Origin of the sequence: Arthrobacter roseus (assembly GCF_016907875.1) — a bacterium.
Classification (GTDB): domain Bacteria; phylum Actinomycetota; class Actinomycetes; order Actinomycetales; family Micrococcaceae; genus Arthrobacter_J; species Arthrobacter_J roseus.
In genome coordinates this window covers 2,828,994-2,853,171 of record NZ_JAFBCU010000001.1, presented here as the reverse complement: position 1 = coordinate 2,853,171, position 24,178 = coordinate 2,828,994, and the positions used below count along the sequence as shown (strand labels likewise).

General features: G+C 61.3%; 25 protein-coding genes and 1 pseudogene. 20 read left to right on the top strand and 6 right to left on the bottom strand.

Annotated elements, in window-relative coordinates:
• Positions 1–50 precede the first annotated feature (50 nt).
• Genes ssd through JOE65_RS13780 form a run of 4 tightly spaced genes read left to right on the top strand, consistent with a single transcriptional unit; the run spans position 51 to position 3,620 of the window.
• Positions 51–1,115 carry a septum site-determining protein Ssd gene (ssd, locus tag JOE65_RS13795; RefSeq protein ID WP_205163735.1) on the top strand — a complete coding sequence of 355 codons (1,065 nt, stop codon included), beginning with the start codon at positions 51–53 and terminating at the stop codon, positions 1,113–1,115.
• On the top strand, positions 1,112–2,311 hold the full coding sequence (locus JOE65_RS13790; protein WP_420827511.1) for a TadA family conjugal transfer-associated ATPase: 1,200 nt from the start codon (positions 1,112–1,114) through the stop codon (positions 2,309–2,311). The genes ssd and JOE65_RS13790 overlap by 4 nt, the downstream gene beginning before the upstream one ends.
• Positions 2,308–3,057: a type II secretion system F family protein gene (locus JOE65_RS13785; RefSeq protein WP_205163734.1), complete on the top strand. Its 750-nt coding sequence runs from the start codon at positions 2,308–2,310 to the stop codon at positions 3,055–3,057. The genes JOE65_RS13790 and JOE65_RS13785 overlap by 4 nt, the downstream gene beginning before the upstream one ends.
• A complete protein-coding gene (locus JOE65_RS13780) occupies positions 3,054–3,620 on the top strand; it encodes a type II secretion system F family protein (RefSeq protein WP_205163733.1) in 567 nt (188 codons plus the stop codon). Before JOE65_RS13785 ends, JOE65_RS13780 begins: the two co-directional genes overlap by 4 nt.
• A 149-nt stretch (positions 3,621–3,769) precedes the next feature.
• Here the strand turns inward: JOE65_RS13780 and JOE65_RS15640 are convergent.
• Positions 3,770–4,072 (bottom strand): annotated as a pseudogene (locus tag JOE65_RS15640) (GNAT family N-acetyltransferase); the annotation flags it as partial.
• Between the two features lie 139 nt (positions 4,073–4,211).
• Between JOE65_RS15640 and JOE65_RS13775 the strand changes: the two are divergent.
• The 3 genes from JOE65_RS13775 to JOE65_RS13765 are packed head-to-tail and all read left to right on the top strand — an operon-like array spanning position 4,212 to position 5,318.
• On the top strand, positions 4,212–4,499 hold the full coding sequence (locus tag JOE65_RS13775; protein ID WP_239536730.1) for a DUF4244 domain-containing protein: 288 nt from the start codon (positions 4,212–4,214) through the stop codon (positions 4,497–4,499).
• 10 nt (positions 4,500–4,509) lie between these two features.
• Positions 4,510–4,929: a TadE family type IV pilus minor pilin gene (locus JOE65_RS13770; RefSeq protein WP_205163732.1), complete on the top strand. Its 420-nt coding sequence runs from the start codon at positions 4,510–4,512 to the stop codon at positions 4,927–4,929.
• Positions 4,926–5,318 carry an Rv3654c family TadE-like protein gene (locus tag JOE65_RS13765; protein ID WP_205163731.1) on the top strand — a complete coding sequence of 131 codons (393 nt, stop codon included), beginning with the start codon at positions 4,926–4,928 and terminating at the stop codon, positions 5,316–5,318. Before JOE65_RS13770 ends, JOE65_RS13765 begins: the two co-directional genes overlap by 4 nt.
• 3 nt (positions 5,319–5,321) lie before the next feature.
• On the opposite strand, the gene JOE65_RS13760 is transcribed toward JOE65_RS13765, so the two are convergent.
• Both JOE65_RS13760 and JOE65_RS13755 read right to left on the bottom strand, forming a co-directional pair.
• Positions 5,322–7,646, bottom strand: coding sequence for a DEAD/DEAH box helicase (locus JOE65_RS13760; protein WP_205163730.1), 2,325 nt, complete (start codon positions 7,644–7,646; stop codon positions 5,322–5,324).
• 23 nt (positions 7,647–7,669) lie between these two features.
• Positions 7,670–8,350 carry a GNAT family N-acetyltransferase gene (locus tag JOE65_RS13755; protein ID WP_205163729.1) on the bottom strand — a complete coding sequence of 227 codons (681 nt, stop codon included), beginning with the start codon at positions 8,348–8,350 and terminating at the stop codon, positions 7,670–7,672.
• A gap of 83 nt (positions 8,351–8,433) precedes the next feature.
• Here JOE65_RS13755 and trhO point away from each other — a divergent pair, with 83 nt between their 5' ends.
• From trhO to JOE65_RS13725, 6 genes are all read left to right on the top strand, one after another.
• The gene (trhO, locus tag JOE65_RS13750; protein WP_205163728.1) at positions 8,434–9,345 is read left to right on the top strand and encodes an oxygen-dependent tRNA uridine(34) hydroxylase TrhO; all 912 of its coding nucleotides are present in this window, start codon (positions 8,434–8,436) and stop codon (positions 9,343–9,345) included.
• A complete protein-coding gene (locus JOE65_RS13745; RefSeq protein WP_205163727.1) occupies positions 9,342–10,928 on the top strand; it encodes a DUF7059 domain-containing protein in 1,587 nt (528 codons plus the stop codon). Before trhO ends, JOE65_RS13745 begins: the two co-directional genes overlap by 4 nt.
• 101 nt (positions 10,929–11,029) lie before the next feature.
• Entirely contained in the window at positions 11,030–12,100 is a 1,071-nt protein-coding gene (locus tag JOE65_RS13740) for a S1C family serine protease (RefSeq protein WP_239536727.1), read from the top strand.
• A 117-nt stretch (positions 12,101–12,217) separates the two neighbouring features.
• Positions 12,218–14,956 carry a type I DNA topoisomerase gene (gene topA, locus JOE65_RS13735; RefSeq protein ID WP_205163725.1) on the top strand — a complete coding sequence of 913 codons (2,739 nt, stop codon included), beginning with the start codon at positions 12,218–12,220 and terminating at the stop codon, positions 14,954–14,956.
• 44 nt (positions 14,957–15,000) lie between these two features.
• Positions 15,001–16,023: a Ppx/GppA family phosphatase gene (locus JOE65_RS13730; RefSeq protein ID WP_205163724.1), complete on the top strand. Its 1,023-nt coding sequence runs from the start codon at positions 15,001–15,003 to the stop codon at positions 16,021–16,023.
• A complete protein-coding gene (locus tag JOE65_RS13725) occupies positions 16,024–16,821 on the top strand; it encodes a sugar phosphate isomerase/epimerase family protein (RefSeq protein ID WP_205163723.1) in 798 nt (265 codons plus the stop codon).
• Positions 16,822–16,838: 17 nt separating this feature from the next.
• Here the strand turns inward: JOE65_RS13725 and JOE65_RS13720 are convergent, their stop codons facing one another.
• A complete protein-coding gene (locus JOE65_RS13720; RefSeq protein ID WP_205163722.1) occupies positions 16,839–17,312 on the bottom strand; it encodes a DUF1990 family protein in 474 nt (157 codons plus the stop codon).
• 250 nt (positions 17,313–17,562) lie between these two features.
• On the opposite strand from JOE65_RS13720, the gene proC reads away from it, so the two are divergent.
• Positions 17,563–18,429, top strand: a complete 867-nt coding sequence (proC, locus tag JOE65_RS13715; RefSeq protein WP_205163721.1) for a pyrroline-5-carboxylate reductase — start codon at positions 17,563–17,565, stop codon at positions 18,427–18,429.
• Between the two features lie 142 nt (positions 18,430–18,571).
• On the opposite strand, the gene JOE65_RS13710 is transcribed toward proC, so the two are convergent.
• Complete coding sequence (locus tag JOE65_RS13710) at positions 18,572–19,258, bottom strand: potassium channel family protein (RefSeq protein ID WP_205163720.1); 687 nt, start codon at positions 19,256–19,258, stop codon at positions 18,572–18,574.
• The gene (locus JOE65_RS13705; RefSeq protein ID WP_205163719.1) at positions 19,251–20,663 is read right to left on the bottom strand and encodes a TrkH family potassium uptake protein; all 1,413 of its coding nucleotides are present in this window, start codon (positions 20,661–20,663) and stop codon (positions 19,251–19,253) included. The genes JOE65_RS13710 and JOE65_RS13705 overlap by 8 nt, the downstream gene beginning before the upstream one ends.
• 214 nt (positions 20,664–20,877) lie before the next feature.
• On the opposite strand from JOE65_RS13705, the gene JOE65_RS13700 reads away from it, so the two are divergent.
• From JOE65_RS13700 to JOE65_RS13675, 6 genes are all read left to right on the top strand, one after another.
• A complete protein-coding gene (locus JOE65_RS13700; protein WP_205164214.1) occupies positions 20,878–22,023 on the top strand; it encodes an acetoin utilization protein AcuC in 1,146 nt (381 codons plus the stop codon).
• 58 nt (positions 22,024–22,081) lie between these two features.
• Entirely contained in the window at positions 22,082–22,528 is a 447-nt protein-coding gene (locus tag JOE65_RS13695) for an ArsR/SmtB family transcription factor (RefSeq protein ID WP_205163718.1), read from the top strand.
• Positions 22,529–22,659: 131 nt separating this feature from the next.
• The gene (locus JOE65_RS13690) at positions 22,660–22,872 is read left to right on the top strand and encodes a helix-turn-helix domain-containing protein (protein WP_205163717.1); all 213 of its coding nucleotides are present in this window, start codon (positions 22,660–22,662) and stop codon (positions 22,870–22,872) included.
• 143 nt (positions 22,873–23,015) lie between these two features.
• Positions 23,016–23,114 carry a 30S ribosomal protein bS22 gene (locus tag JOE65_RS13685; protein WP_003792170.1) on the top strand — a complete coding sequence of 33 codons (99 nt, stop codon included), beginning with the start codon at positions 23,016–23,018 and terminating at the stop codon, positions 23,112–23,114.
• Positions 23,115–23,224: 110 nt separating this feature from the next.
• The gene (locus JOE65_RS13680; RefSeq protein WP_205163716.1) at positions 23,225–23,479 is read left to right on the top strand and encodes a glutaredoxin family protein; all 255 of its coding nucleotides are present in this window, start codon (positions 23,225–23,227) and stop codon (positions 23,477–23,479) included.
• Complete coding sequence (locus JOE65_RS13675) at positions 23,476–24,174, top strand: redox-sensing transcriptional repressor Rex (RefSeq protein ID WP_205163715.1); 699 nt, start codon at positions 23,476–23,478, stop codon at positions 24,172–24,174. The genes JOE65_RS13680 and JOE65_RS13675 overlap by 4 nt, the downstream gene beginning before the upstream one ends.
• The last annotated feature ends 4 nt before the right edge of the window (positions 24,175–24,178 follow it).

The window sequence follows — 24,178 nt, the reverse complement described above, 5'->3', positions numbered from 1 at the left end:
ATCCGGTTCCGGATGGCATGGCTGAGGGCTGTGCGCCGCAGGATCGGTGTATGAATACTGCCTGGTTACCTGAAAACCAAACACCGTCGATCGTCTTGATCAGCGCTGCCGAGCCGGTGCGAGACGCGGTGTCCCGGGTGGCGGCGGCTGCTGGAGCGAAGCTGATAACGGTGCCGGGTGCAGCGGAAGCCCTCGCGGTCGGGGCGCCGTTGCTTCTGGTGGATGTGGACGCGCCCCTTCCTCGTCTTCCGGCAGATATTGAAGTCATCGTGGTGGGTCTGAATGGGCAGGAAACCCAAGTGTGGGAGCGGGCCGCCGCGTTGTCGGCCCACCGTGCGGCTGTCCTGCCGTCCGCCGCCGTCTGGCTGGCCGACTATCTGGGCCGCGCAAGTAAACCTGCCCAGGGCCGTGTTGTTGGAGTGGCTGGGGCAACGGGCGGCACTGGGGCAACAACGTTGAGCTGCCTACTGGCACATTCAGCGGCAGCGGATGGCCTGGCCACCTGCCTGGTCGATGGGGTTCCTCTGGATGGCGGGATTGATGGTCTCCTGGCAGCCAGAGAAGCTCAGGGGATCCGCTGGCCGGACCTCGCGGACGTCAAAGGAACGCTGAATCCTCGGCAACTCCTTGAAGCACTTCCCGTGGTGAACGGAATCTCGGTACTGTCCTGGACCCGCAGCTTGGAGGACATAGTGCCTGAGGCAGAGCCCATGGCGCCGGTGGTGCTCGACGCCGTCCGCACCGGATTTGATCTCGCCATCGTTGACCTGGGCGGCAGCCAAGATCAAACCGCGCTGGCTGCCTGCTGCGACACAATCCTCATTGTCCTACCAGCCCGTCGCCGGGCCATCGATGCGGGCCGGAACCTGGCGAAGCAGCTCGCGCCCATCCCGGTATCCGTAGTGATCCGCGGACCGGTGGCAGACGGACTGGATCCGCAGACCATTGCCAACATGACCGGAGCCCGGTTTGCCGGATACCTGCCGCATCAGCGTGGAATGGCGGCAGCGGAAGAGACCGGCACCGTACTCGAATATGCGCGCAGGCGCAGGCTCCAACGGGCACTTGGCGGGATCATCGCGCATCTTGACGTACCGGCAGGACAAACCGCGTGAGCACCAGGGCCGACGGCGGCCATCGGCAACGATCCCGGCCTGCTCCCTTCCAACAACGGGGGGTGGACTCCGCCATGGTGTCTCAGATACGGGCGGCAGTTCTCGCGGACAGTTCCCCTGTTACCGACGCCCGGCTCGCGGCAGCCGTGCACTCCAGTGGGCGGCTGCTCGGATCGGAGGGAACACTACTTGCGGTAGACACCATCAGGGCTGAACTCAGGGGCCTCGGCCCTCTACAGGAACTGGCCTCCAGCCCGGGCGTCACCGACATCCTCGTCAATGGCCCTGACCAGGTCTGGGTTGATAGCGGCCTCGGACTTGAACTGACCGACACCCGCTTTGCCGATGACAGCTCAGTGCGGTCTCTGGCAGCCCGGTTGATCGCAGCGGGAGGACGACGTCTTGACGATTCCAACCCTTGCGTCGACGTCCGGTTGGAAGGCTACCGCGTCCACGCCGTTCTCAGCCCTGTGTCCACCGCTGGCACTCTACTCTCGATCAGAATCCGCAGGTCCACGGTCTTCACTCTGGAAGAGCTCTTCCCAGACGGACCGAACACAGCACTGCTGGTTCGCGTGCTGACGCAGGTCATCCACCGCCGGCTCAACTTCCTGATCAGCGGCGCCACCGGAACCGGCAAAACCACGCTCCTATCCACCATGCTGGGACTCTGCCCAGAGACCGAACGGTTGGTCCTGGTCGAGGACGCAGCGGAGCTGAACCCGGAACATCCGCACGTCGTCGGACTACAAAGCCGCCACAGCAATCTGGAAGGCTCTGGCGCCGTTGAACTCGCGGACCTCGTGAAAGAGGCACTACGGATGAGGCCGGACCGCCTCATCGTCGGCGAATGCCGCGGAACCGAAGTCCGAGAACTGCTTTCCGCCATGAACACCGGTCATGCCGGCGCCGGTGGCACAGTCCACGCGAACTCCGCCCAGAGCGTGCCCGCCCGGCTTTCGGCACTGGGTGCGCTTGCGGGCATGAACCGTGAAGCGTTGTCACTGCAGGCCGCCAACGCCATTGACGTCGTTATCCACCTGGTCCGAACACCTGGAGGAAGGACTGTGGGCGGGATTTCGATGCTGAGCCTCTCCGCAGGGGAACTGACGGCCGTTTCAGCGCTCGAACTGGTGGACGGATCCCTGGTAGAGGGATCGGCATGGCCTGACCTGAACAAACGGCTCACAGGATGACCGGGATTCTCGTAGCCCTGCTGACGTCACTGGCATGCCTGCTGCTGGTTTACAGGGCGACGCCGGGTACAACGACGGTGGACCGGCGTTCTGCGTCCCGCACCGTTTTCGGGCCTTCCACCAAGCAGCCCGCTACAGACCCCCACGATCTACCATTGTTCGTCCACCAGCTGGCCGCACTCTTGCAGTCTGGACGGAACCCGCACTCACTGTGGCAGGACGCGCTGTCGGTCTACGCATCTGCCGACAACAACGTCCCTGCCAGCGGACGTGGTCTCGGTGCCAACGTAATCCCGGTGCTGGAACACGCTGCGCAAGCCGCCGCCCTTGGTCTGAGTCCGTCGAATACGCTGATAGCTACCGCAACCGCATGCCGTGAACAAAAACAACACCACCTGGCTGGCCTCTGGATGGATCTGGCAGCCTGCCTCAACGTGTCCGAACGATGCGGGGCACCGCTTGGAAACATCCTTGCCCGATACGCCGTGCAGCTGGAGGCGCGGCTGGATAGTGCCGCGGCCCGCGAAACAGCGCTCGCCGGGCCAAAGGCAACGGTGCGTCTCCTGACGTGGCTGCCCGTCTTCGGGCTGGGCCTCGGATTCCTCATGGGTATGAATCCAATCGCGATCCTACTCGGGACACCTGCTGGCTGGGCATTTCTGTTCGCCGGAATCACCCTGATGATTGTGGGCCGATGGTGGTCTGGAAAATTGGTGGCCGGCGCCGGGAAAGAGACCTTCGCATGATTGGCTTCGTGGTATTCGGGTTGCTGTCTACTGCCCTCTGGTTGCTGGTGGGCCAATACGGTCGCATCGAGAGCAACGCCAAGCAAGAGAGTGTTGTTGAAGAGTTTGCGCATGGCATTGACGATCCCGCGCTCATGTTGGATCTCGCGGCAGCGATGCTTGAGGCAGGCCAGCCCATGCGCACAGTGTTGATCGTGTTGTCCCAACCATGTGACCCGGACGTTCGAACAGCGATCCAGCGGGCGGCAGCAGCATTGGATCTCGGTGCGTCGTGGAACTCTGCCTGGCAGTTGGCCTCCGACAAGGCAGGCAAGCAGGGTGCTCGCGTGGTGACTGAGCTCGCATCAGCACTGGCTTTCGCCGGAGCTACCGGAGCACCTTCGGCCAAGATCCTCTACGCCCACGCTGCCCAGTTTCGGCGTCGGAACAACCGTGCTGCTGAGAAGCGTGCGGCCTCCCTCGGCGTGAAATTGGTGATACCCCTCGGCGTCTGCGCACTCCCAGCCTTCGTCTGCTTGGGAGTCATGCCAGTGCTCTTTGCGTTGGTTCCTTCGCTGGGGTGAGGGGGCTCTGGACCCAACATCCCGGCTCTGCAACCTCGGCCGCTACAGTCGCAGGTCGTCCAACACAGCGGCATAGACGAACTCACTGTCCGTTCGCCGCTGACCGCAACGTCATTGTCGATGAAGTGTGCTTCGAGCCGCATGCCCAGTCGTTCGCACACTTTCACAGACGCGATATTCTCGGTATCCAAGCGTGCGAACACCCGATGCGCGTTCAACTCATTGAACGCGCATGAGAGAGCGGCGCCGGCGGTTTCAGTCGCGTATCCGCGTCTCCAGTAGCTGGAATTGAATACCCACCCGATCTCTATTTGTTGGGCATTCGAGTTCGTGAGGGTCAAAACAATCTCGCCCCCGAGCACCCGATCCTCCCGGCCGCAGACTGCCATCGTGTGGTTATCGCCATCGTCTTGCCACCAGAGATGCGGTGCCGTTTCATCTGTCCTCCACAGCCCGAGTTGACGGCGAAGTTATCCAGATCGGGCTGAACACGGGTGTCATGAGGTTCAAGGCCGGGGCAGAGTCGATTCAGACGCAGAAAACAGCGTCACTATCGCCAGCAACTGGCCCAGGAAATCGAGGAGCTCCACCATGACAGCCACGAACAGTTCGCACCAGTTCCAGACCATGCAGGTACCCCTGCCCAGCTGCACCAAAGATCAGCCGGGCATGGCCACAGTCACGGCAATCCATCCCCAACGAACCAACACTGAAAAAGTTGACATCCAGCATCGGGAGGCCGGCATGGCGACGGCGGAGTACGCCATCGCAACGCTGGCGGCGGTTGGGTTCGCGGCCTTGTTGGTGGCGGTCCTGGCCAGCGGTGAAGTCCGAGGAATGCTGATGGGTCTGATCCAGACCGCACTCACGTTTGGATAAGGCAGCTCCTATGAACTCCACACGAACTCCGCGGGATGGCGGTGCAACCCGGGGACCCCGTTCTATTTCCGGGCAGCGCGGCGCCGTCACCGCGGAGTTCGCGGTGGCTCTGCCTTCAATCGTTGTGCTGCTGGTGGTAGTCCTTACCGCAGTGTCCGTCGGAGCTACCCAGCTTCGCCTGGAAGAAGCGGCACGGGCAGGCGCACGGGAAATCATGCGCGGTGAGGACACAGCGGTCGCGACGACGACGGTGCAGCGACTGGCCGGTCCGCAGGCAGAACTGTCAGTGACCGGTGATGGAACGTGGGCCACCGTTCACGTCTCGACCACAGTGGATGGACCGCTACTTGGGTGGTCCGGCTGGCAGCTGGAGGCGGACGCGCTCGCACGCCCAGAAAACACGGGTGTTACCGGACCAGGGGTGCCATGAACTGCCTTGCCCCTACCGAAACAGCGCGGAGCGACCAACACGAGAAAGGTGCGGGGACTGTCATGATGGCAGGCATCGCGTTCGCGATCCTGCTCCTGCTGGCGATGCTCGTGATCCTCGTGCAGGCCACTGTGGGGGCTAGCCGGGCCTCAACCGCAGCCGATCTCGCAGCCCTCGCGGCCGCCGACGTGGCCCGCGGGCTGACCCCTGGCGAGCCGTGCGCGGTGGCCGGGGAAGTAGCCAGCAGACACGGCGTCGAGCTTAAAAGCTGTCAGCAGGTTGGTGCACAGGGACACATTGTTGATGTGACCACGAGCGTGCACATTTCATCCTTACTCGGCTCCGCGAATGGCAGAGCACGAGCAGGACCTCCACCTGACCTGCCCTGACGGTCAGGGCTTCGGAGCGTCGCGCAGCAGCACGTCGATCAGCTTGATGGCTCCAGCCTTGTCCAGCGGGTTGTTCTTGTTTCCACATTTGGGGGACTGAACGCAGGAGGGGCAGCCGCGGTCGCACTCACACGAGGCAATGGCCTTGCGGGTGGCGGACAACCAGATCACAGCGGCATCAAAGCCGCGTTCGGCGAAACCGGCCCCGCCTGGGTGCCCATCGTAAACAAATACGGTGGGCAGCTCAGTGTCGGCGTGTAAGGCAGTGGAAACACCACCGATGTCCCAGCGGTCACTCGAGGCCACCAGCGGCAGCAACCCGATGGCCGCGTGCTCGGCAGCATGAAGTGATCCTGGAATTTCCGGCTCAAGGATTCCCGCGTTTGTCAGCAGGCTCGCGTCCACCGTGAACCACACCGCTTTGGTGAACAGCTCCCGCGCCTCCAACTCCAAGGGTTCCTCGCCCAGAATCTCGTTCGATACAAGGGCCTTGCGCTGAAAGGAGACCACCTGCGTAGTCACTTTCACCTCACCAAAAGAGACACCAACCCGGCCCCACTCCGCGCTCCGGGACGTACCGATGACCTCAATCTGGGTGACGTCCCGGGCCTGCGTGTAGTAGTCCGGGTTTCCGCGGGAGACAATCGCGCAATGATCCTGTTCGTTCAGCTCCTCCACCACGAACGTTTGACCCTGATGAACATAAATAGCACCTGTATGAGCCTGATAATGGCTTTGCGGAGAGCCCATCGTGCCCAACAACGTGCCCGTACCGGACTCGACGATGCTGATCGGACCACCGCCGTCTGCCCTCAGATTCACCATCGCCGCAGCGCTCTGTGCATGGGTCCAGTACCAACCCGAAGCTCGGCGCCGGAGGTAACCTTGCGTCACCAACTGATCCAGCAGCGCTGCCGTGGTATCACCGAAGGTGGACAGCTCGGCAGGAGATATCGGAATCTCTGCCGCTGCAGCGCACAGGTGCGGGCCCAAAACGTAAGGGTTCGACGGATCAAAGACTGTGGCCTCAACCCCAATGTCGAAGACCGCCTCCGGATGATGGACCAGATACGTATCCAGCGGGTCATCACTGGCAACAAAGGCGGCCAGCGCGTCTTGGCCAGTCCGTCCCGCGCGGCCGATCTGCTGGAACAGGGAGGCGCGCGTGCCTGGCCATCCGGCCACCAGCACAGCGTCGAGACCGGCTATGTCTATGCCAAGCTCCAGTGCCGACGTGCTCGAAACACCCAGGAGTTCACCGCTGCGAAGCTTCGATTCCAGCTCACGGCGCTCCTCCGGCAGATAGCCCGACCGGTAAGAAGCAACACGGTCAGGAAGGCTGGGATGAACCTCCTCCAGCAGGCGCCGCGTAATAGTGGCAATGGTTTCCGCACCGCGCCGGGACTTGATGAAAGCAATAGTTCGGACCTGGGCTGCGACAAGATTCGCCAACAGGTCCGAGGTCTCAGCTATGACAGTGCGCCGTTCCCTCGCGCCATTCTCGCCCTTGAGCTCGGTGAGAACTGGCTCCCAGAACGCTACCGTCGTCGAACCATGAGGGGAATAGTCCTGGGTGAACGCGGTGACGTCCGCGCCGATGAGGCGGCCAAAGGAATGCCCAGGGTCTGATGAGGTTGCGGACGCCCCGATAAACACAGGATCAGAACCGTAATGAGCGCAGATCCTGCGGAGCCGCCGCATCAGGTTTGCCACATGAGAACCAAAGACACCGCGGTACGTGTGCGCCTCGTCAATAATCACGTACTTCAGCCGCCGGAAGAACCTGGCCCACCACCCATGATTGGGCAGGACACCGAAGTGCAGCATGTCGGGATTGGCCAGGACAAAGTTCGCGTGGTCGCGGATCCAGCGGCGCGCACCCTGATCAGTATCGCCGTCGTATGTTTCAGCCCGCACTGAGGGCAACTTCAGCGCCTTGATCGCGGAGAGCTGGTCCGCGGCCAGAGCCTTGGTGGGCGCCAGATAAAGGGTGACGGAACCACTGGGCTCCAGACTGATGCGATCCTCGACTGCCGAACGGTGAATGCTGTCAAGAGCGGGAAGTTGATACGCCAGGGACTTACCGGACGCCGTTCCCGTAGCGAGGATGGTGTGCTGTCCCGAATGAGCGGCCTCGGCTGCCTCGGCCTGGTGCCGCCATGGCTCCTGAACTCCCAGCATTCGGTAGGCATCAACAACGTCTGGGTGCGCCCACTCCGGCCACGGGGAAACTGACGCAACACGTGACGGAATCCGGTGCACGTGCTGTAATTGCTCCGGATCCGTACCGCCGCCAAGAAGCGGGATCAGGGAATCGTGAAGGGCCACACCATCATTGTTTCACTGTAATGTCAGTCGATTTTGACGATGTCCGCTTCCGCAGGTTCCTGACCTTGAAGCATCAGGACTTCCGTGAGTTCCAGCCAGCCGAGGAAACCGTACAGCGCCCGACCATCCGGTGAAGCAAGCAGCAGCCCGTGTTCGACGTCGTGCTCCATGACCACAGCGGTCAAAGCACGCATGACATAACTGCCTAAACCCTGCCGCCGGTAATTGGGGGCGGTGATGATGCGGTCAAATACCGCGTATTCACCGACGACGGCAACGCTACCGCGAGCCGCTTCTTCGCCGTCGTGGGTGACCAGAACCCGATGAACACCATCGCCGCGGGTAACAGTGGTCTCAAAACCATCCGGGGATAGTGGGTCTTCAATATCCTGGCCAGCCATGTCCGTGGTCATCAAGCTCTGGAACGTTCCGGTTACGTGCAAGCCAGCAGAGGACGCTTTGGCATGCATGGCGGGCATGCGGTCCGTGAAAACGTAGAGCAGGCTCGGCGACTCAGCGATCCGGGAGGCAAGATCTGAGAATTCATCGTCAGTGGGTTCCAGCGCGAAAAACTGCCAGTCGCTGGAGGACCCGGAAATTTGCGCAGAAGGGAACCGTCCGTGTTCGCGGGTCTCGTGCCCACGGCAGGCAGCCCAGCCGGCCGCCCACACTTTCACCAGGTCATCATCGAGTGAGGCGTTCATAAACTGACCCTAGCGTCAGGGCCCCTTAAAACCTATATCGGCAACTGAATCGTCATTTGATAGCTACCTTTACCCTTAATAATGTGACTATCAACCGCATTGTCCTGTACTACGCCTTCACCCCGCTTACGGATCCCGACGCGATCCGGCTGTGGCAGCGCGCTCTCTGCGAGAAGCTGAGCCTTCGTGGACGGGTCATCATCTCAAAGGATGGCATCAACGGTACGGTCGGCGGTGAGCTGAACGCGGTCAAACGGTACGTGAAGGCAACACGCGAATACCCGGCTTTCAAGAAGATGGACATCAAGTGGTCCGAGGGCGGTGCCGAGGACTTCCCGCGTCTGAGCATCAAGGTCCGGGACGAAATTGTCAGTTTCGGCGCGCCCGGTGAGCTCCAAGTGGATGAGAACGGCGTTGTAGGCGGAGGCAAGCACTTGCGCCCGGAAGAGTTGCACGAGCTCGTGGAGTCACGGAAGGCCTCCGGGGAGGAGATCACGTTCTTCGACGGCCGTAACGCGTTCGAAGCACAGATCGGGAAGTTCCGAGATGCGGTGGTGCCCGACGTCGCGACCACCCAGGATTTCAAGCGTGAACTGGACTCTGGGAAGTATGACCACCTCAGGGACAAGCCGGTGGTGACCTATTGCACGGGCGGTATCCGCTGCGAAGTCCTCTCCAGCCTCATGGTCGACCGCGGCTTCAGCGAGGTTTACCAGATGAAGGGCGGGATTGTCCGCTACGGCGAGACCTATGGCGACGCCGGCCTCTGGGAGGGCTCCCTCTACGTGTTCGACAAGCGCATGCACATGGAATTTTCCGAGAACGCGAAGACCATCGGCACCTGTGTGCGGTGCCAGGCCCCAACCAACAAGTTCGAGAACTGCAGCAATCTGAACTGCCGCCATCTGACTCTCTACTGTTCAGAATGCTCAGCCGATCCGGCCACCCTCCGCTGCCCGCAGGGGTGCGAAACAGAAGGGGAAAATCTCTCATGAATTCCTTCACCGAAGATGTTCCGGACGCACCCAACAGCGCCAGTGCCCAACTACTTGCCGCGCTCGCGACTGACCTCCAGCTCGTGGATTTCACGGTCGACGGCGTCGCCTCCATGCTGGGCGAGGAAGCATCTCAGGCGCTTGACCGGGAACAACCCATCCCCGCGAAACTGCGCTGCCGGGTCCTCATCGGTGGCAGCGGCGCTGAGGCCGTGCTCGCCGTCGTCGTACTTCTGTGGCTGCTGGGCGATACGGTCACGGAAGAAGACCTCGCGAACGCTTTCAAAAACCTCACCGTGGATACCCTGCTGGAGTTGCGTCTTGTGGAACGGTCCGACGACGGCCTTCGCGCTGCCGTCGACCTCCGTCCGTATTCCTCCGACGCCGATGGCGACCTGTGGGTTGCCAGCGACCTCGGTTTCCGCCAGCGCGCCGGCGTCCTGCGCCATGACCATGTGCTCGGCATCGGGCAGGCGTCGCTGACACTGGCGCAGGTCACGATGCGGACCCCGGTCCAGACGGCGCTGGATCTCGGTACCGGTTGCGGCATCCAGACCTTCCATCTGCTGTCCCACGTACGGCACGTCACAGCAACGGATATCTCGTCGCGCGCGCTCGCCTTCACGCGTTTCAACCTGTTGCTGAACGCGCACGCGCTGAATATAGACCCGACGAACACCGAGGACAGGGTCACACTGCTGCAGGGAAACCTGCTCGACGCCGTGGCGGGGCAGACTTTCGACCTCGTGGTGTCCAACCCGCCCTTCGTCATCACGCCGCGCAGCTCGGGGGAGAGTGCGGACAGCCAGTACACGTATCGCGACGGCGGCCTTCCCGGTGACCAGATCGTGGCATCACTTCTGCAGAAACTGCCCGATCTGCTCAATCCAGGCGGGTCCGCCCAGATGCTCGGCAACTGGGAAATTTCCGAAAACACGTCGTGGGAAGAGAGGGTAGCGTCCTGGGTGCCGGACGCCGTCGACGCCTGGGTCATCCAACGCGAGGCCGTCTCGCCGTCGCACTATGCCGAAACCTGGCTGCGCGACGCTGCGGAGAACAGGGAGCCCGCAGCCTACGAGGCCGCGTTCGCGGCGTACCTCGAGGATTTTGCCTCCCGCAACGTGTCCTCGATCGGATTCGGCATGGTCTGGCTCCGCAACCCGGCCGTGGGAAAGCGCACACTGAACAGGTTCGAGGACATCACTCACGACGTGGAACAGCCGCTTGGCGCACATCTGCAGGCCGCCGTCGAACGCTCCGACTGGCTCACCCTCAACTCCTCCGATCTGGAAAGCCAGCACCTCCAGGTGGCCGACGACGTCACCGAAGAACGCCACCAGCGGCCCGGCGCCGAACACCCGGGCGTGATCCTGCTGCGTCAGGGCGCAGGGCTGCGCCGCACCAACCTCATGAGCACCGAACTCACCGGGTTCGTCTCGGCGTCCGACGGTGAACTCGCGGTAGGGCAGATTATCGGCGCGCTCGCGGCCCTGCTGGACCGCGACGACGCCGCCTTCCGCAGCGGACTGTCGGAGGAGGTCCGGAACCTGGTGCGCGACGGTTTTTTGACACCCGTGCCCTAAACGCACGTTTATCTGCGGAAACTTGGTGGGAACTTACTGAAAAATGGCCGTGTCCCCTTGCGATAAGCCATCGCTGGCGTTGTGATGGAGAGATGACGCCTATGCCAACCAGATTGCAATACGCCGCCATCGTCGCCGCAGGGGCGCTCCTGCTCGGTGGGTGCACCGCGGGCGCCGAGGAAGAGCCGACCGGATCGCTCAAGGCGCCGTCTACTGCGGCTGCCGAGAACGGGTCCTCCGGCGATAAGGCCAGCGTCACCGGAGGCGTGTTCAGCACGATCCCCGACATTGTGGCTGAAGTCCAACCTTCTGTGGTAACCATCTTTACCGACAACGGTCTGGGTAGCGGCGTTGTCTATACGGAAGATGGCCTCATTTTGACGAACGCGCACGTTGTTGGAGAAGCACGCAACGTCGAGGTGGCCTTTGCCGACGGTCAGCGGATTCCAGGAACGGTGCGCGCCACAGACGTCATCACCGACCTCGCACTGGTGGAAGTTGACCGGGACAACCTGCCAGCCGCGACCTTTGAGGAGAAACTCCCACGCGTGGGCGAACTCGCCGTCGTCATCGGTAGCCCACTCGGCTTTGAAAATACGGCAACGGCCGGCATCGTCTCCGCCCTCGCCCGCGAGATTCCTGGATCAGCAGCTAAGAGCCAGTCGCTCGTGGACCTGATTCAGACAGATGCTGCGATCAGCCCGGGCAACTCGGGCGGCGCCGTCGTGAATGCTTCCGGAGACGTGATCGGTATCAGCGAGGCCTACATTCCGCCAGCAGCTGGGGCCGTCTCTCTCGGATTCGCTATTCCAGCCGCAACCGCAGTCCACGTAGCGGAGCAACTGCGCGAAGACGGCACGGCCGAGCACGCGTTCCTGGGCCTGCAGCCGGCCACCATCACCCCGCAGATAGCCGGACAGCTGGGCATTAAACAAACGGAAGGTGTGCTGGTGTTGTCCGTCGTTAAGGGCGGACCGGCCGATACTGCAGGAGTAAAACCCGGAGACGTCCTGACCCAGATCGGCGACACCAAACTACGCACTGCCGAGGATCTTCTTGGTGAACTCCGCGGCATCAATCCGGGCGACAGCACGATGGCGACACTGGTCCGGGATGGGGAGGCCATGGAAGTTGACATCACCCCTTCCGACCGTCCCGTGAGCCAGGATTAGTCCGCTCCTGCTGGGGCATCGGTGATGTTCTCCACACATCGTCCATGACAGGAGACGTCGAGTTGGGCGTTATGGTAGACCTGTTCAAGAACTTTCCACCATGTTAGTAGGAGCATCGTGCCCACCAAGGCCTCCGTAAAGACGGGGAAAAAGTTAGTCATCGTCGAGTCGCCGGCTAAGGGGAAGACCATCGCCGGGTATCTTGGCGAGGGCTTCGAGGTGACCGCTTCGATGGGACACATCCGGGACCTGCCGCAACCTTCGGACCTTCCTGCGGAGTTGAAAAAGAGCTCGGTCGGTAAGTTTGCCGTGGATCTGGACAAGGATTTTGAGCCCTACTATGTGGTGTCCCCGGACAAGAAGAAGAAGGTCGCCGAGCTCAAGGCGCTCCTCAAGGATGCCGACGAACTCTATCTGGCAACTGACGGTGACCGTGAAGGAGAAGCGATTGCGTGGCACCTGTTGCAGGTGCTCAAGCCCAAGGTGCCGGTTCACCGCCTGACCTTCCCCGAAATCACTCGCGAAGCCATTCAGCGTGCGCTGTTGGAAATGCGCGACGTCGATATGCCTATGGTGGACGCTCAAGAGACGCGTCGCATTCTGGACCGCCTCTACGGCTACGAGATCTCCCCTGTGCTGTGGCGGAAAGTGGCCAGTGGTCTCTCTGCTGGCCGCGTGCAGTCCGTCGCGACTCGCCTCGTCGTGGAACGTGAGCGCGAACGCATGGCGTTCCGGACGGCGTCGTACTGGGACCTGACTGCAGAGCTGGCACCAGTGGACACTTCCCCGGGGGACGCCTTCAAAGCCCGCTTGGCCACGCTCGACGGCGCCAAGGTCGCTACGGGCAAAGACTTCACCGACCGCGGTGAACTGAAGAACCAGAAGGTAGCCCATCTCGATGAGGAGGCAGCCAAAGCGCTGGCCACCGCTCTGGAGAAGGCTGATTTTGCGGTCCGTTCGCTGGACACCAAACCGTATACACGTCGGCCAGCGGCACCGTTCACCACGTCGACGCTTCAGCAGGAGGCGGCCAGGAAGCTGCGCTTCAGCTCGAGAACCACCATGCAGGTTGCGCAGCGGCTGTATGAAAACGGTTACATCACCTATATGCGTACGGACTCCTCGGCGCTGTCAGACCAGGCGATCAACGCCGCACGGCGTCAGGCCTCGGAACTGTACGGTCCCGAATACGTGCCCGATGCCCGTCGCGTTTACAAGGGCAAAGCCAAGAACGCCCAGGAAGCGCACGAGGCCGTCCGCCCCGCAGGTGACTCCTTCCGCACCCCTGCACAGGTTGCGAAGTCACTCACGGGTCAGGAATTCAAGCTTTACGAGCTGATCTGGAAGCGCACGGTGGCCTCGCAGATGGCTGATGCCAAGGGCTCGACGGCGTCGCTGCGGGTGGGTGCAACGGCAGCCTATGCGGATGGCACCACGCGCGACGCCGAGTTCACAGCTTCCGGGACGGTCATCACCTTTCGCGGCTTCATGGCCGCGTATGAAGAGGGCACCGACGCTGCACGCAGCGAAGAGGACAACGCGGGCCGGCTGCCGAACGTCAAGGCCAAGGATGCGCTGACCGCTGAATCCATTGATGCTGCCGGGCACGAGACATCGCCTCCGCCACGCTTTACCGAGGCGTCATTGGTGAAGATGCTGGAAGAACTAGGCATCGGGCGTCCCTCAACCTACGCCGCAACTATTTCGACGATCATGGACCGCGGCTACGTCCGGGCCCGTGGTCAGGCGATGGTGCCGAGCTGGATCGCGTTTTCCGTTGTACGCCTTCTTGAGGAACACTTCACGAACTACGTGGACTATGATTTCACCGCTGAGTTGGAAGAAGACCTAGACCGTATATCGCGTGGCGAAGCAGGCCGCGTGGATTGGCTGAATCACTTCTACTATGGCGATGGCACCACCCCCGGGCTGCACACCATAGTCAATAATCTGGGCGAGATCGACGCCCGTCAGGTCAACTCGATCGAGATCGCGGAGGGCATTGTTCTCCGAGTAGGCAAATTTGGTCCGTATCTGGAGAAGCCGGTCCCCGCAGATGCGGAGGAAGGTACTCAGCCTGAACGGGCCAACGTGCCAGAAGACCTCGCACCGGATGAGCTGACAGCGGAGAAGGCGATCGAGCTCATGAACTCCTCGGGTCCGGAGCAGCACGAGCTGGGCCAGGATCCGGACACGGGCCACACCATTGTGGCCAAGACCGGGCGGTACGGAGACTACGTCACAGAAGTCATCGCGCAGCCAACCGAGGAAGAGCTGGCCAAGCAGCCGGTGGAGTATTACAAGAACGGGAAGCCAAAACCACCCAAGAAGCCGGCTAAGGTCCGTCCGCGTTCGGGATCACTTTTCAAGACCATGTCAGTGGAAACCGTCACTCTTGAAGAGGCCCTGAAGCTGTTGAATTTGCCGCGGGTACTGGGATCCGATGCAGAAGGCATCGAGATCACGGTGCAGAACGGCCGGTTTGGCCCCTATCTGAAGAAGGGCAGCGACTCTCGCTCAATCGGTTCAGAAGAGGAAATCTTTACGATCACGCTGGCACAGGCTCTGGAGATTTACTCTCAGCCCAAACAGCGCGGTGGACGCACCGCAGCTCCGCCATTGGCTGAGCTGGGAGATGACCCCACAACGGAAAAGACCATCGTGGTCAAAGACGGCCGGTTTGGTCCGTACATCACCGATGGAATCACCAACATCACGGTGCCCGGTTCGATGGCGATCGAGGAGCTGACCCGGGAACAGGCCATTGATCTTCTGGCTGAGAAAAGAGCTAAGGGCCCGGCGAAGAAACCGGCACGAAAAGCTCCGGCCCGCAAAAAAGTGACAGCGAAAAAGTAGGGGCTCGGATCTGGCAGTGAGCAAGTGGCAAGCATAATGGGATCATGCGTCTAGGCGTTCTTGATATTGGTTCGAATACCGTTCACCTACTTCTCGTGGATGCGCACCCGGGGGCACGTCCAGTGCCGTTCGCAACGCACAAGCGTCCCCTGAGTCTCGTTGCTTTTCTCGACGATGAAGGCAATATCGAGCCGCGTGGAGTGGCCGAGCTGGAATCGTTCGTGGCTGAGGCGCGGGAGTTTGCCCTCCGCCACCATGCCGAGGACTTACTCGCGTTCTGTACGTCCGCCATTCGGGAGGCAGCCAACGGGGCTGAGGTTCTGGCTCAGGTGCGGGAGAACACCGGGATCAGCCTCCGCGAGCTCACCGGCCCCCAGGAAGCGGCCATGACTTACCTCGCCGTCCGTCGGTGGTACGGCTGGGGCGCAGGCAGCATACTGGACCTCGATATTGGGGGCGGCTCTTTTGAGCTCGCTATGGGAATGGACGAGATACCGTCCGTGGCTACATCGATTCCGCTCGGTGCTGGACGGCTGACCCGAGACTGGCTGGAGGGGGATCCACCCACAGCCAAAAGTATCAAGGCACTGCGCAAGTACATCAAAAAGACCATGAACGATGTCGCTGGAGAGTTCTTGTCGCTGGGCAAACCAGACCTCGTGGCCGGTTCGTCCAAAACGTTCAGATCGTTGGCCAGATTGGCTGGGTCGGCGCCGTCGGGCTCTGGACCATTTGTCCGACGCACCCTTCGACGTGATGACCTTGAACTGTGGACCACGCGCCTGGCAGCCCTGACGGTCGATGACACGTCACATCTGGACGGCGTCTCTCAACTGAGGGCGCCGCAGCTGCTCGCCGGAGCTCTTGTTGCCCGGCGGGCCATGAAAGTCATGAAGGTCAAGAAGATTGAAATCTGTCCGTGGGCACTTCGCGAGGGCCTGATCCTGCGACGATTCGATACGCTGATGTACGAATCATCCGAACCGATACTGATGGCCAGCGGAGGTTTTCCGGAGCTGACCGCCGGAACCCAGTCGCTTGCTGCACACGAGGGAAGGTCTAGCTAAATGGCCGCGGCAAAATCGCACTCTATTCCGGTGGCACTCTCAAGCGCCTCGGTATACCCGCTTGCGGTCCATGATGCTTTCGCTGTGGCCAGCGACCTCGGGTACGACGGCGTCGAAGTGATGGTCACGCACAACCGCGACAGCCAGAATCCCACAGCCCTACGGCATTTGAGTGAACGGTACGACCAGCCGATCATGGCCATCCACGCGCCCACTCTGTTGCTGACACAACAGGTCTGGGGTAGGGCGTGGAACAAGATCACCATGTCCGCAGCCATGGCCGCGGAGGTAGGCGCGGAAGTTGTTGTGGCACATCCACCGTTCCGTTGGCAGAGTGGCTACGCAGAGAACTTTGCCGACGGTATACGGCACATTGAGAACGACTACGGTGTCACCATCGCGGTTGAGAACATGTATCCGTGGTTGGTCCGCGGACGCGAAACAAAGGCTTATCTGCCGCACTGGAACCCGATGCACTTGCCGTACGACAACATCACGTGGGACTTCTCCCACGCAGCCAGCGCTGGTATGGACTCCTGCGCCGAAATTCAGAACCTCGGTGGCCGTCTGAGTCACGTCCACCTCACCGACGGCAACGCGAACGGCAAGGACGAGCATCTTCTCCCCGGACAGGGCTCGCAGCGTTGCGCCGAGGCTCTCGAGTACCTGGCCGAGTCCAATTGGGACGGGTCCGTTGTTATCGAAGTAAGCACCCGGCGTGCCAGAGGACCCGGCGAACGCGAGGAATGGCTGGGCAAGACTCTTGAGTTCGCGCGAAAGCACCTGGGCCAGGCCTAGCTTGCCCGCCAGAATCGTTAGAGCAGGGCGCGCAGGTATCGCCTACGAACGATTCGCTGCGCAACGCGAAGGAATGGGTAGAGCGCTCGCCATGGTTGTCCTGATGCCGCCCGTGTGAGTGAGCGAATGCTCAGCCAGACCTCATCGCCGTGGCGATGGACAATAAACGCCTCCTCGCCGCACACCGGATGCCCTGGCAGGGTGCGGTAGGAGAATCCGACTCGGTCAGGCTCCTCGACGACGGTTACGACTTCCACGGGCTCAATGATGGTCATACCGAACACACGCGCTGTGACGACCAAGTGCTCGCCTCCCCTGACAGGACCTGTCGAGTTCACGGTAAATCCGCTGTCGGTCTTCACCTTCCAGCGGAGCACGTCCCGCGCGGCGCGCGCCCACACAGCGTCGCCGTATCCGCGCACCACAGATACCTCCGAATGGCGGTATCTGTTATCACGTGGAACCCATTCGCAGAGCTCTGGACTCGTCATGCAGTACACCCTACACAGCGGTAGCGGACGACCTGCGGGCTAGTGCCAGTTAAAAAGGGACGGCGCCGGTGAGCGGCAGGCGGTTGGGGGGAACACACTGCGCTCACCGGCGCCTGGGTCAGACTGGGGATCTGACCCGTCATCACTCGCACCTTTATGAGGTACTAAGAAGACTACGACCCGAAGTTGAGCACAAGCATGAAACAACCTGAGAAAAGGGTGTGTATTGCGGCATGACACAATCGGCTACATGAGCACTGGACACGAAAACGCTGATGTAAACACCAAAATCACTTTCCTGGGCTGCGGCTCAATGAACGAAGCCATTCTCGGCGGAATCCTCGCCGGCGGCCTGCCCGCCGCGCAGTTGACGGCCACAGTGCGTCGTCCTGAACGCGCAGAGGAACTGCGGAACCAACACGGAATTACCGTTCTATCGAACAATGAGGACGCAAACGCCAACCGCACAGCGGTGGCTGGGGCCGGCGTCGTCATCCTCGGTGTGAAGCCGGTCGGCATCGTTGATCTGTGCCGCGACATTGCGGACTCGCTCTCTCAAGACACGGTGGTTCTCAGCGTGGCCGCCGCAGTATCGCTGGAACTGCTGGAAGGCTCCCTCAACGAAGGACAGCCGGTAGTCCGTACCATGCCTAACACGCCGTCGCGCGTGGGCCGCGGCGTCGTCTCCGTTTCTGCTGGCTCGGCCTGCAGCCGTGAGCAGCTGGACCGTGCCATTGAAGCGCTGAAGCCCACGGGCACGGTCGTGGAGATCCCAGAGGAACAGGTCGATGCCCTTTCCGCGGTGAGTGGTTCAGGTCCGGCGTACGCGTTCTACCTCGCTGAGCACATGGCCAACGCAGGCATCGCCTTGGGGCTCGACGACGAACTAGCACGGACCATCGCTCGGGAGACGGTGGCTGGTGCAGGCTTTATGCTCGCCGAGGACGGTGTTGACGCGGCCACCCTGCGTCGAAAGGTTACAAGCCCCAACGGCACCACCGAGCAGGCCATCAAAACGTTCGATGCCAAGGGAATGCCAGGCATTATTGAAGCCGGAGCCCGCAACGCAGCGGCGCGGGCGGCGGAGATCACCGCAGAGCTGAAGGCCAAGGGTTAAACGCGAACCGCGACGTCACCCTTTAGCTGCCAGATCACCCCGCACACGGGGGATTTTGTCGTCCAAGGGTGACCTCGGCGGGAGTGACGGCCTGAGTGACCGCGGCAATGACGACGGGAAGAACAGTGGGGAGGCGCCGGGGCTACGGGCGGGCCGCGAACCTCTCCAGCAGATCCACATGTCCCGAGACGATGAGCATGTCGCGGCTCGTGACCTTCGTTTCAGGTCTGGCGTACGTGAAGTCCTCACCGGGGGTCTTGACGCCCACCACGGTCACGCCGTATTTGGACCGCACCCCTGACTCGCCGAGAGTGAACCCCTGAGTCTCCTTCGGCGGATACATCTTCACGATCGCGAAACCGTCGTCGAATTCAATGAAATCCAGCATGCGACCACCCACCAGGTGAGCCGCTCGCTGGCCGGCGTCGGCCTCCGGATAGATGATGTGGTTGGCTCCGATCCGTTTCAGAATCTTGCCGTGGGCGGGCGTAATGGCCTTGACCCAGAGATGTTCGATTCCCAGATCCACAAGGTTCACCGTGATGAGGACAGACGATTCGATGGATGTGCCGACGCCGAGGACTGCGGCACTGAACTCCTGGGCGCCAAGCTGCCGGAGGGCTTCGATGTCGGTTGCGTCTGCCTCGACAACATGGGTCAGTGTGCCGGCCCATTTCTGCACGAGGTGCGGATCTCGTTCAATCGCGAGAACCTCCCGCCCCTGCTTGACGAGTTGCTCCGCTGTGGCCGCGCCGAATCGGCCGAGGCCAATAACGAGGACCGGTGCATTGTGTCTTGGACGGTTGCCCGCCGTCGTTTTGTCAGCCAATGATCGGCCTCTCTTCCGGGTAGTGGTACAACTGGCGGCGTTGGCGTAGTGCCAACGCCGCAGCAAGAGTTACGGTTCCCACGCGTCCTGCGAACATGAGCGTAGCGAGGACGTATTTGCCCGACGGCGGCACTTCGGCGCTGAGATTTGTACTCAAGCCTACGGTGGCAAAGGCAGAGATGACTTCGAAGACTACACGGTCCAGGTTGGCCCCGGAGATCCACAGAAGTAGCCCGGACGCGACCATGACGAGAGTAGCTCCGAGCACGAGGACAGAGATCGCTACACGAATCGCTCCCTGCGGAATGGTCCGCCCGTAGGCTTGGATGTCCGTGTTGCCGCGTGCCTCGGCAACGATGGCTAGGAACATAACGGCGATGGTGGTGACCTTGATACCGCCGGCCGTCGACGCGGAACCGCCGCCAGCAAACATGAGCGCATCGGTGAGGAGCATGGTCGTAGAGCTCATATCGCTCTGGTCCACGAGGTTGAAACCACCTGATCGCATCATCACCGACGCGAAGAGCGAGTGCACGATCTTGTCGCCGATGTTCATTCCGGCGACTGTCTTTTCATTGTTCCACTCCATGGCGGCCCACGCGAAGGTACCAGCGAAGAGGAGTATAAAAGAGACGTTGATGGTGAGTTTGGTGTGGAGGGTCCAGTTCTTCACCCGCATGCCGTGTTGCAGGAGGACCATCATGACGGGGAATCCGAGGCTGCCCAGGAATACGCCGAGCATCAGAGGCGTGAGGATCCACAGGTCGGTTTCGTAGGGGACCAGGCCATCTGAGTGGGGCGTGAATCCGGCGTTGTTGAAGGCGGAGATGGAGTAGAAAATTCCGTGCCAGACGGACATCCAGAATGATTCGCCGAGGATGTAGAAGCGGGGGATCATCATGAGGGCAAGGACTAATTCGATGACGACCGACGTCGTGATGACGATACGCAGTAGAGCGCCCACCTCACCGAGGCGTCCTGCGTTATTCATGGCGGACTGTGCAATGAGCTTCCCGCGGACGCCGAGACGCTTGCTGACCATGAGGGCCAGTAGCGAGGCGAGGGTGAGTGTGCCGAGGCCGCCAACGAAGATGCCGATGAGAATGATGAGCTGGCCGAAGAAGGACCAATGGGTGGCTGTGGAAACGACAGTCAGTCCCGTGACGCAGACCGCGGAAGCAGCGGTGAACAGCGCGTCGTGGAGCGGTGTTACCTCCCCGTCCCGGGAAGCAATGGGGAGGCTGAGTAACGCTGTGAACACGCAGATGACCGCGCCGAAGATAAAAAGTGCCAGCCGCGCGGGGGAGCTATTGGCCACGCGGTCGACGAAGTCGCGGACGGTTCTGAGGATGCTTTGGTAACCGCGTGGTTCGTCCTGCCGCCATGACGGCTGGTTCCTAGCCATGATCTCCGATGCGCCTGGTCTCTTTTGGGTCGATTCGAGGCGTGATTTCCGCCGTCGAACGGCTTCTGCCCTCCGAGTAGTAAATCACTTATCGGTACATGATGGTGCGGTTCGTGGCGCGTTAGCGCATGAATCGCGTAGCGTGACATAGATGCTCAGCGTTTCTGCTTTCGGTCTGCCGCCGGTGCCCACCCGGGTCATTTGGCATGAGTCAATGCTGGCTTATAACTTCGGCGAGCAGCACCCCATGCATCCTGCGCGGTTGGAACTGACGGTACGGCTTGCCAGGGAGCTGGGGATTTTCGATGTTCCGGAGGTCTCTCTCGGCGTGCCGTTCGTGGCCTCGGATGCGGAACTGGAACTCGTCCATGATGCGGCGTATATCGCTGCAGTCAAGGCTGTGAGCGCAGATCCTGAGAGCACGCGTGAAGACATTGGACTGGGTACCCAAGACACTCCCGTCTTTGCTGGCATGCATGAGGCAAGCGCCCGACTAGCAGGTGCTTCCCTGGCGGCAGCCGACGCCGTGCTGTCGGGGGAATCTGTGCGGGCGGTCAACTTCGGGGGAGGAATGCATCATGCCGCGCGAGGCATGGCTGGTGGGTTCTGTATCTACAACGACGCCGCCATGGCCGTTCAGCGGTTACTCGACGGCGGTATCCAGCGAGTTGTGTACATTGACGTTGATGCCCACCACGGCGACGGCACACAAAGCATTTTCTGGGATGAGCCGCGCGTTATGACTATCTCCCTGCACGAGTCCGGCCTAACGTTGTTCCCGGGCACGGGCTTTGCCAATGAGGTCGGAGGCCCGGACGCGCAGGGGACTGCGGTCAATGTGGCTCTTCCTGCCGGTACCGGAGACGCCGCGTGGTTGCGCGCATTCCATGCCGTAGTGCCGCAGCTCGCGGGGGCGTTTGCCCCTGAGGTTATCGTCAGTCAGCACGGTTGCGACGGCCACGCCACCGACCCCTTATCCAATTTGCAACTCAGTGTCGATGCGCAGCGGCAAGCGGCCCTGTCCATAGCTGATTTGACCACCAAACTCTGCGACGGACGATGGATCGCGACCGGCGGAGGGGGGTACAACGTTGCCTCGGTTGTGCCCCGAAGCTGGTCCCTGCTGATGGCTGTCGCCGCTGGGGTGCCGCTGTCGCCGTCGTCGGCTGTTCCACCCCAGTGGCGGGAGTATGTGCTTGAGCGCTACGGCAAGGCTCCCGAGTTCATGGGAGACGGAGCGGATACGTGGTGGCGGTCCTGGGAGGTTGGGTACGATCCCAATGACGCTGTGGACAGAACGATCATGGCCACTCGCAAGGCAGTCTTTCCCATCCACGCACTGGATCCATGGTTCGACTAGCCGCTGTAATTCTGGTGAACAGGATGCCGTGCAGAACATATGCGGCTAAAGTTATGGAATGGCGATCGATGATGTTTTTGCAGTTATTGCGGAGACTACACGACGCGAAATTCTTGCGTCTCTGCGTTCCGAGGACAAGGCTGTCGGGGAGTTGGTCGGGGAACTGGGCGTCAGTCAACCAACGGTGTCAAAGCACCTGAAAGTACTCCGCGAGGCCGGGCTGGTCACTATGCAGGCCCAGGGCCAGAAGCGTTTTTATTCGCTGCGCGCCGAACCGCTCCAAGAGGTTGTCACCTGGCTGAGTGGTTTTGAGGCCGAGGTTATCCAAGAACCTGAACCCATCGCTGCCGTCGGTTCCATGGAAGTTGGCGTCACGGAGCAAGTGGTCATTTATGACGGCGAACAGCGACGTCCGCAACAACTGCAGCGGACGGTGGAGCGTGCGGCTGGCAGGGCTGCAGACATTTTCGCCAACCTGCCGCGGTTCCGCAAAAAAAGGGATTGAGCATCCGCTTTCACTTTCGTCACATGAGCCACTAGAGTTACCCATTAGACGGTTTGGGCTCGGACTACAAGGCAACACGCCGTCAAGGTTGCTGGGGAGCATTGTCCGAAGCGAGAGAGAAATCTGGAGAAATGGCAGACGAAACCAACTTCTCAAACGTAAGCTTCCTCACAGTCTCCGAGGTGGCTGACGTTATGCGCGTGTCAAAAATGACCGTGTACCGCATGATCCATTCCGGCGAAATGCCGGCCGTCCAGTTTGGCCGCTCCTACCGTGTTCCCGAGTCCGCCGTCGAAAGCGTACTGCAGTCAGCACAGCAGGAGAAGCCAACCGGCACCGCCTGACCGCCGCTTCTTCCGGTAAAGGAAAACGGCGGATTGGCGGTACCCTGTTAAGGAACGTTTTACGTCATCGTAAGAATCTGCTGGTAGTAGCGCGCCTTGGCTCGTTCACCGGTAGTCGATCAAGAACAGTTTGTGAGGACTCTGTGGGTTCAGTAATCAAGAAGCGCCGCAAGCGTATGGCCAAGAAGAAGCATCGTAAGCTGCTTCGTAAGACGCGCCACCAGCGTCGCAACAAAAAGTAGTCGCCGGGAGTAGAGCTCCCTGACACTATGGAAGGCCCGTCACCGTTTCGGTGCGGGCCTTTGCCATGTGCGGAATGCGCCGTCGTCGCCTGCACGCTAGCTTTGTAGGTATGTATTCACCGAACCTCCTGCTGTTGACGAAACCGGAATGCCATCTTTGTCAGGATGCGCGGGAGGTTGTCGGGCGCGTGGCCGGTGAACTCGGAATCGTTTGGTCTGAGGAATCCATCGTCGATGATCCGGAGCTGAGTGCACGCTACGCGGAGGAAATTCCTGTGCTCCTGATCGATGGCGTGCCGAGGGACTTTTGGCGCATCGATGAGGTCCGCCTTCGCCGGCTATTGGGCACGGAGCGTGAGCAGTGACCTCGTGGGACAAAGAACTGCCCTCAGGTAGTCGTGAGATTCCAGCCGCCTCGCTGGGCCGCCTGACCATCTATCTGCGCGCACTCAACGGGTTGGGGCCGGATGCTGCGTCGCGAGTTTCGTCTGAGGAGCTCGCCACCGCCGCAGGGGAGAACCCCGCCATGCTCCGCAAGGACCTCTCCTACCTCGGGTCGTATGGGACCCGCGGTGTGGGGTACGACGTTGGGCAGCTTACCAAGCGGATATCCGACGCTCTGGGGCTCAACCATGATTTGCGGGTGGTCATCGTAGGTGCCGGGAACCTGGGGCGTGCGCTCGCGGGCTACTCCGGCTTTGTATCTCGCGGGTTCGAAATGGTGGCGCTTTTTGACGTTGATCCACTGGTCATCGACAGGGAAGTGGGGTGGTTGCGGGTCAGCCCGGTTGATCAGTTGGAGCAGGTCCTCGAGAGCAAGCGTGCGAACATGGCTATTCTGTCGGTGCCTCCCAGCGCTGCGCAGGAACTCTGCGACCGGCTTGTAGCTGCGGGCATTACGAGCATTCTCAATTTTTCGCCGACGATCCTGCAGGTGCCTCAACAGGTGCAGGTGCGGAAGGTGGATTTGGCCACTGAACTGCAGATCCTGGCCTACCATGCACAAAGGGTGCGGGATCCGGAAGTTTCTTCCGAATCCCGCACCCCGCGTACTGGCTAGATAT

Excerpts from the sequence above, each read along its gene's own strand:
- ssd (WP_205163735.1), top strand. The coding sequence starts at position 51 with ATGAATACTGCCTGGTTACCTGAAAACCAAACACCGTCGATCGTCTTG.
- JOE65_RS13785 (WP_205163734.1), top strand. The coding sequence starts at position 2,308 with ATGACCGGGATTCTCGTAGCCCTGCTGACGTCACTGGCATGCCTGCTG.
- JOE65_RS13780 (WP_205163733.1), top strand. The coding sequence starts at position 3,054 with ATGATTGGCTTCGTGGTATTCGGGTTGCTGTCTACTGCCCTCTGGTTG.
- JOE65_RS13775 (WP_239536730.1), top strand. The coding sequence starts at position 4,212 with ATGACAGCCACGAACAGTTCGCACCAGTTCCAGACCATGCAGGTACCC.
- JOE65_RS13770 (WP_205163732.1), top strand. The coding sequence starts at position 4,510 with ATGAACTCCACACGAACTCCGCGGGATGGCGGTGCAACCCGGGGACCC.
- JOE65_RS13765 (WP_205163731.1), top strand. The coding sequence starts at position 4,926 with ATGAACTGCCTTGCCCCTACCGAAACAGCGCGGAGCGACCAACACGAG.
- JOE65_RS13755 (WP_205163729.1), bottom strand. The coding sequence starts at position 8,350 with ATGAACGCCTCACTCGATGATGACCTGGTGAAAGTGTGGGCGGCCGGC.
- JOE65_RS13745 (WP_205163727.1), top strand. The coding sequence starts at position 9,342 with ATGAATTCCTTCACCGAAGATGTTCCGGACGCACCCAACAGCGCCAGT.
- JOE65_RS13740 (WP_239536727.1), top strand. The coding sequence starts at position 11,030 with ATGCCAACCAGATTGCAATACGCCGCCATCGTCGCCGCAGGGGCGCTC.
- JOE65_RS13730 (WP_205163724.1), top strand. The coding sequence starts at position 15,001 with ATGCGTCTAGGCGTTCTTGATATTGGTTCGAATACCGTTCACCTACTT.
- JOE65_RS13725 (WP_205163723.1), top strand. The coding sequence starts at position 16,024 with ATGGCCGCGGCAAAATCGCACTCTATTCCGGTGGCACTCTCAAGCGCC.
- JOE65_RS13720 (WP_205163722.1), bottom strand. The coding sequence starts at position 17,312 with ATGACGAGTCCAGAGCTCTGCGAATGGGTTCCACGTGATAACAGATAC.
- proC (WP_205163721.1), top strand. The coding sequence starts at position 17,563 with ATGAGCACTGGACACGAAAACGCTGATGTAAACACCAAAATCACTTTC.
- JOE65_RS13705 (WP_205163719.1), bottom strand. The coding sequence starts at position 20,663 with ATGGCTAGGAACCAGCCGTCATGGCGGCAGGACGAACCACGCGGTTAC.
- JOE65_RS13700 (WP_205164214.1), top strand. The coding sequence starts at position 20,878 with ATGCTGGCTTATAACTTCGGCGAGCAGCACCCCATGCATCCTGCGCGG.
- JOE65_RS13695 (WP_205163718.1), top strand. The coding sequence starts at position 22,082 with ATGGCGATCGATGATGTTTTTGCAGTTATTGCGGAGACTACACGACGC.
- JOE65_RS13690 (WP_205163717.1), top strand. The coding sequence starts at position 22,660 with ATGGCAGACGAAACCAACTTCTCAAACGTAAGCTTCCTCACAGTCTCC.
- JOE65_RS13680 (WP_205163716.1), top strand. The coding sequence starts at position 23,225 with ATGTATTCACCGAACCTCCTGCTGTTGACGAAACCGGAATGCCATCTT.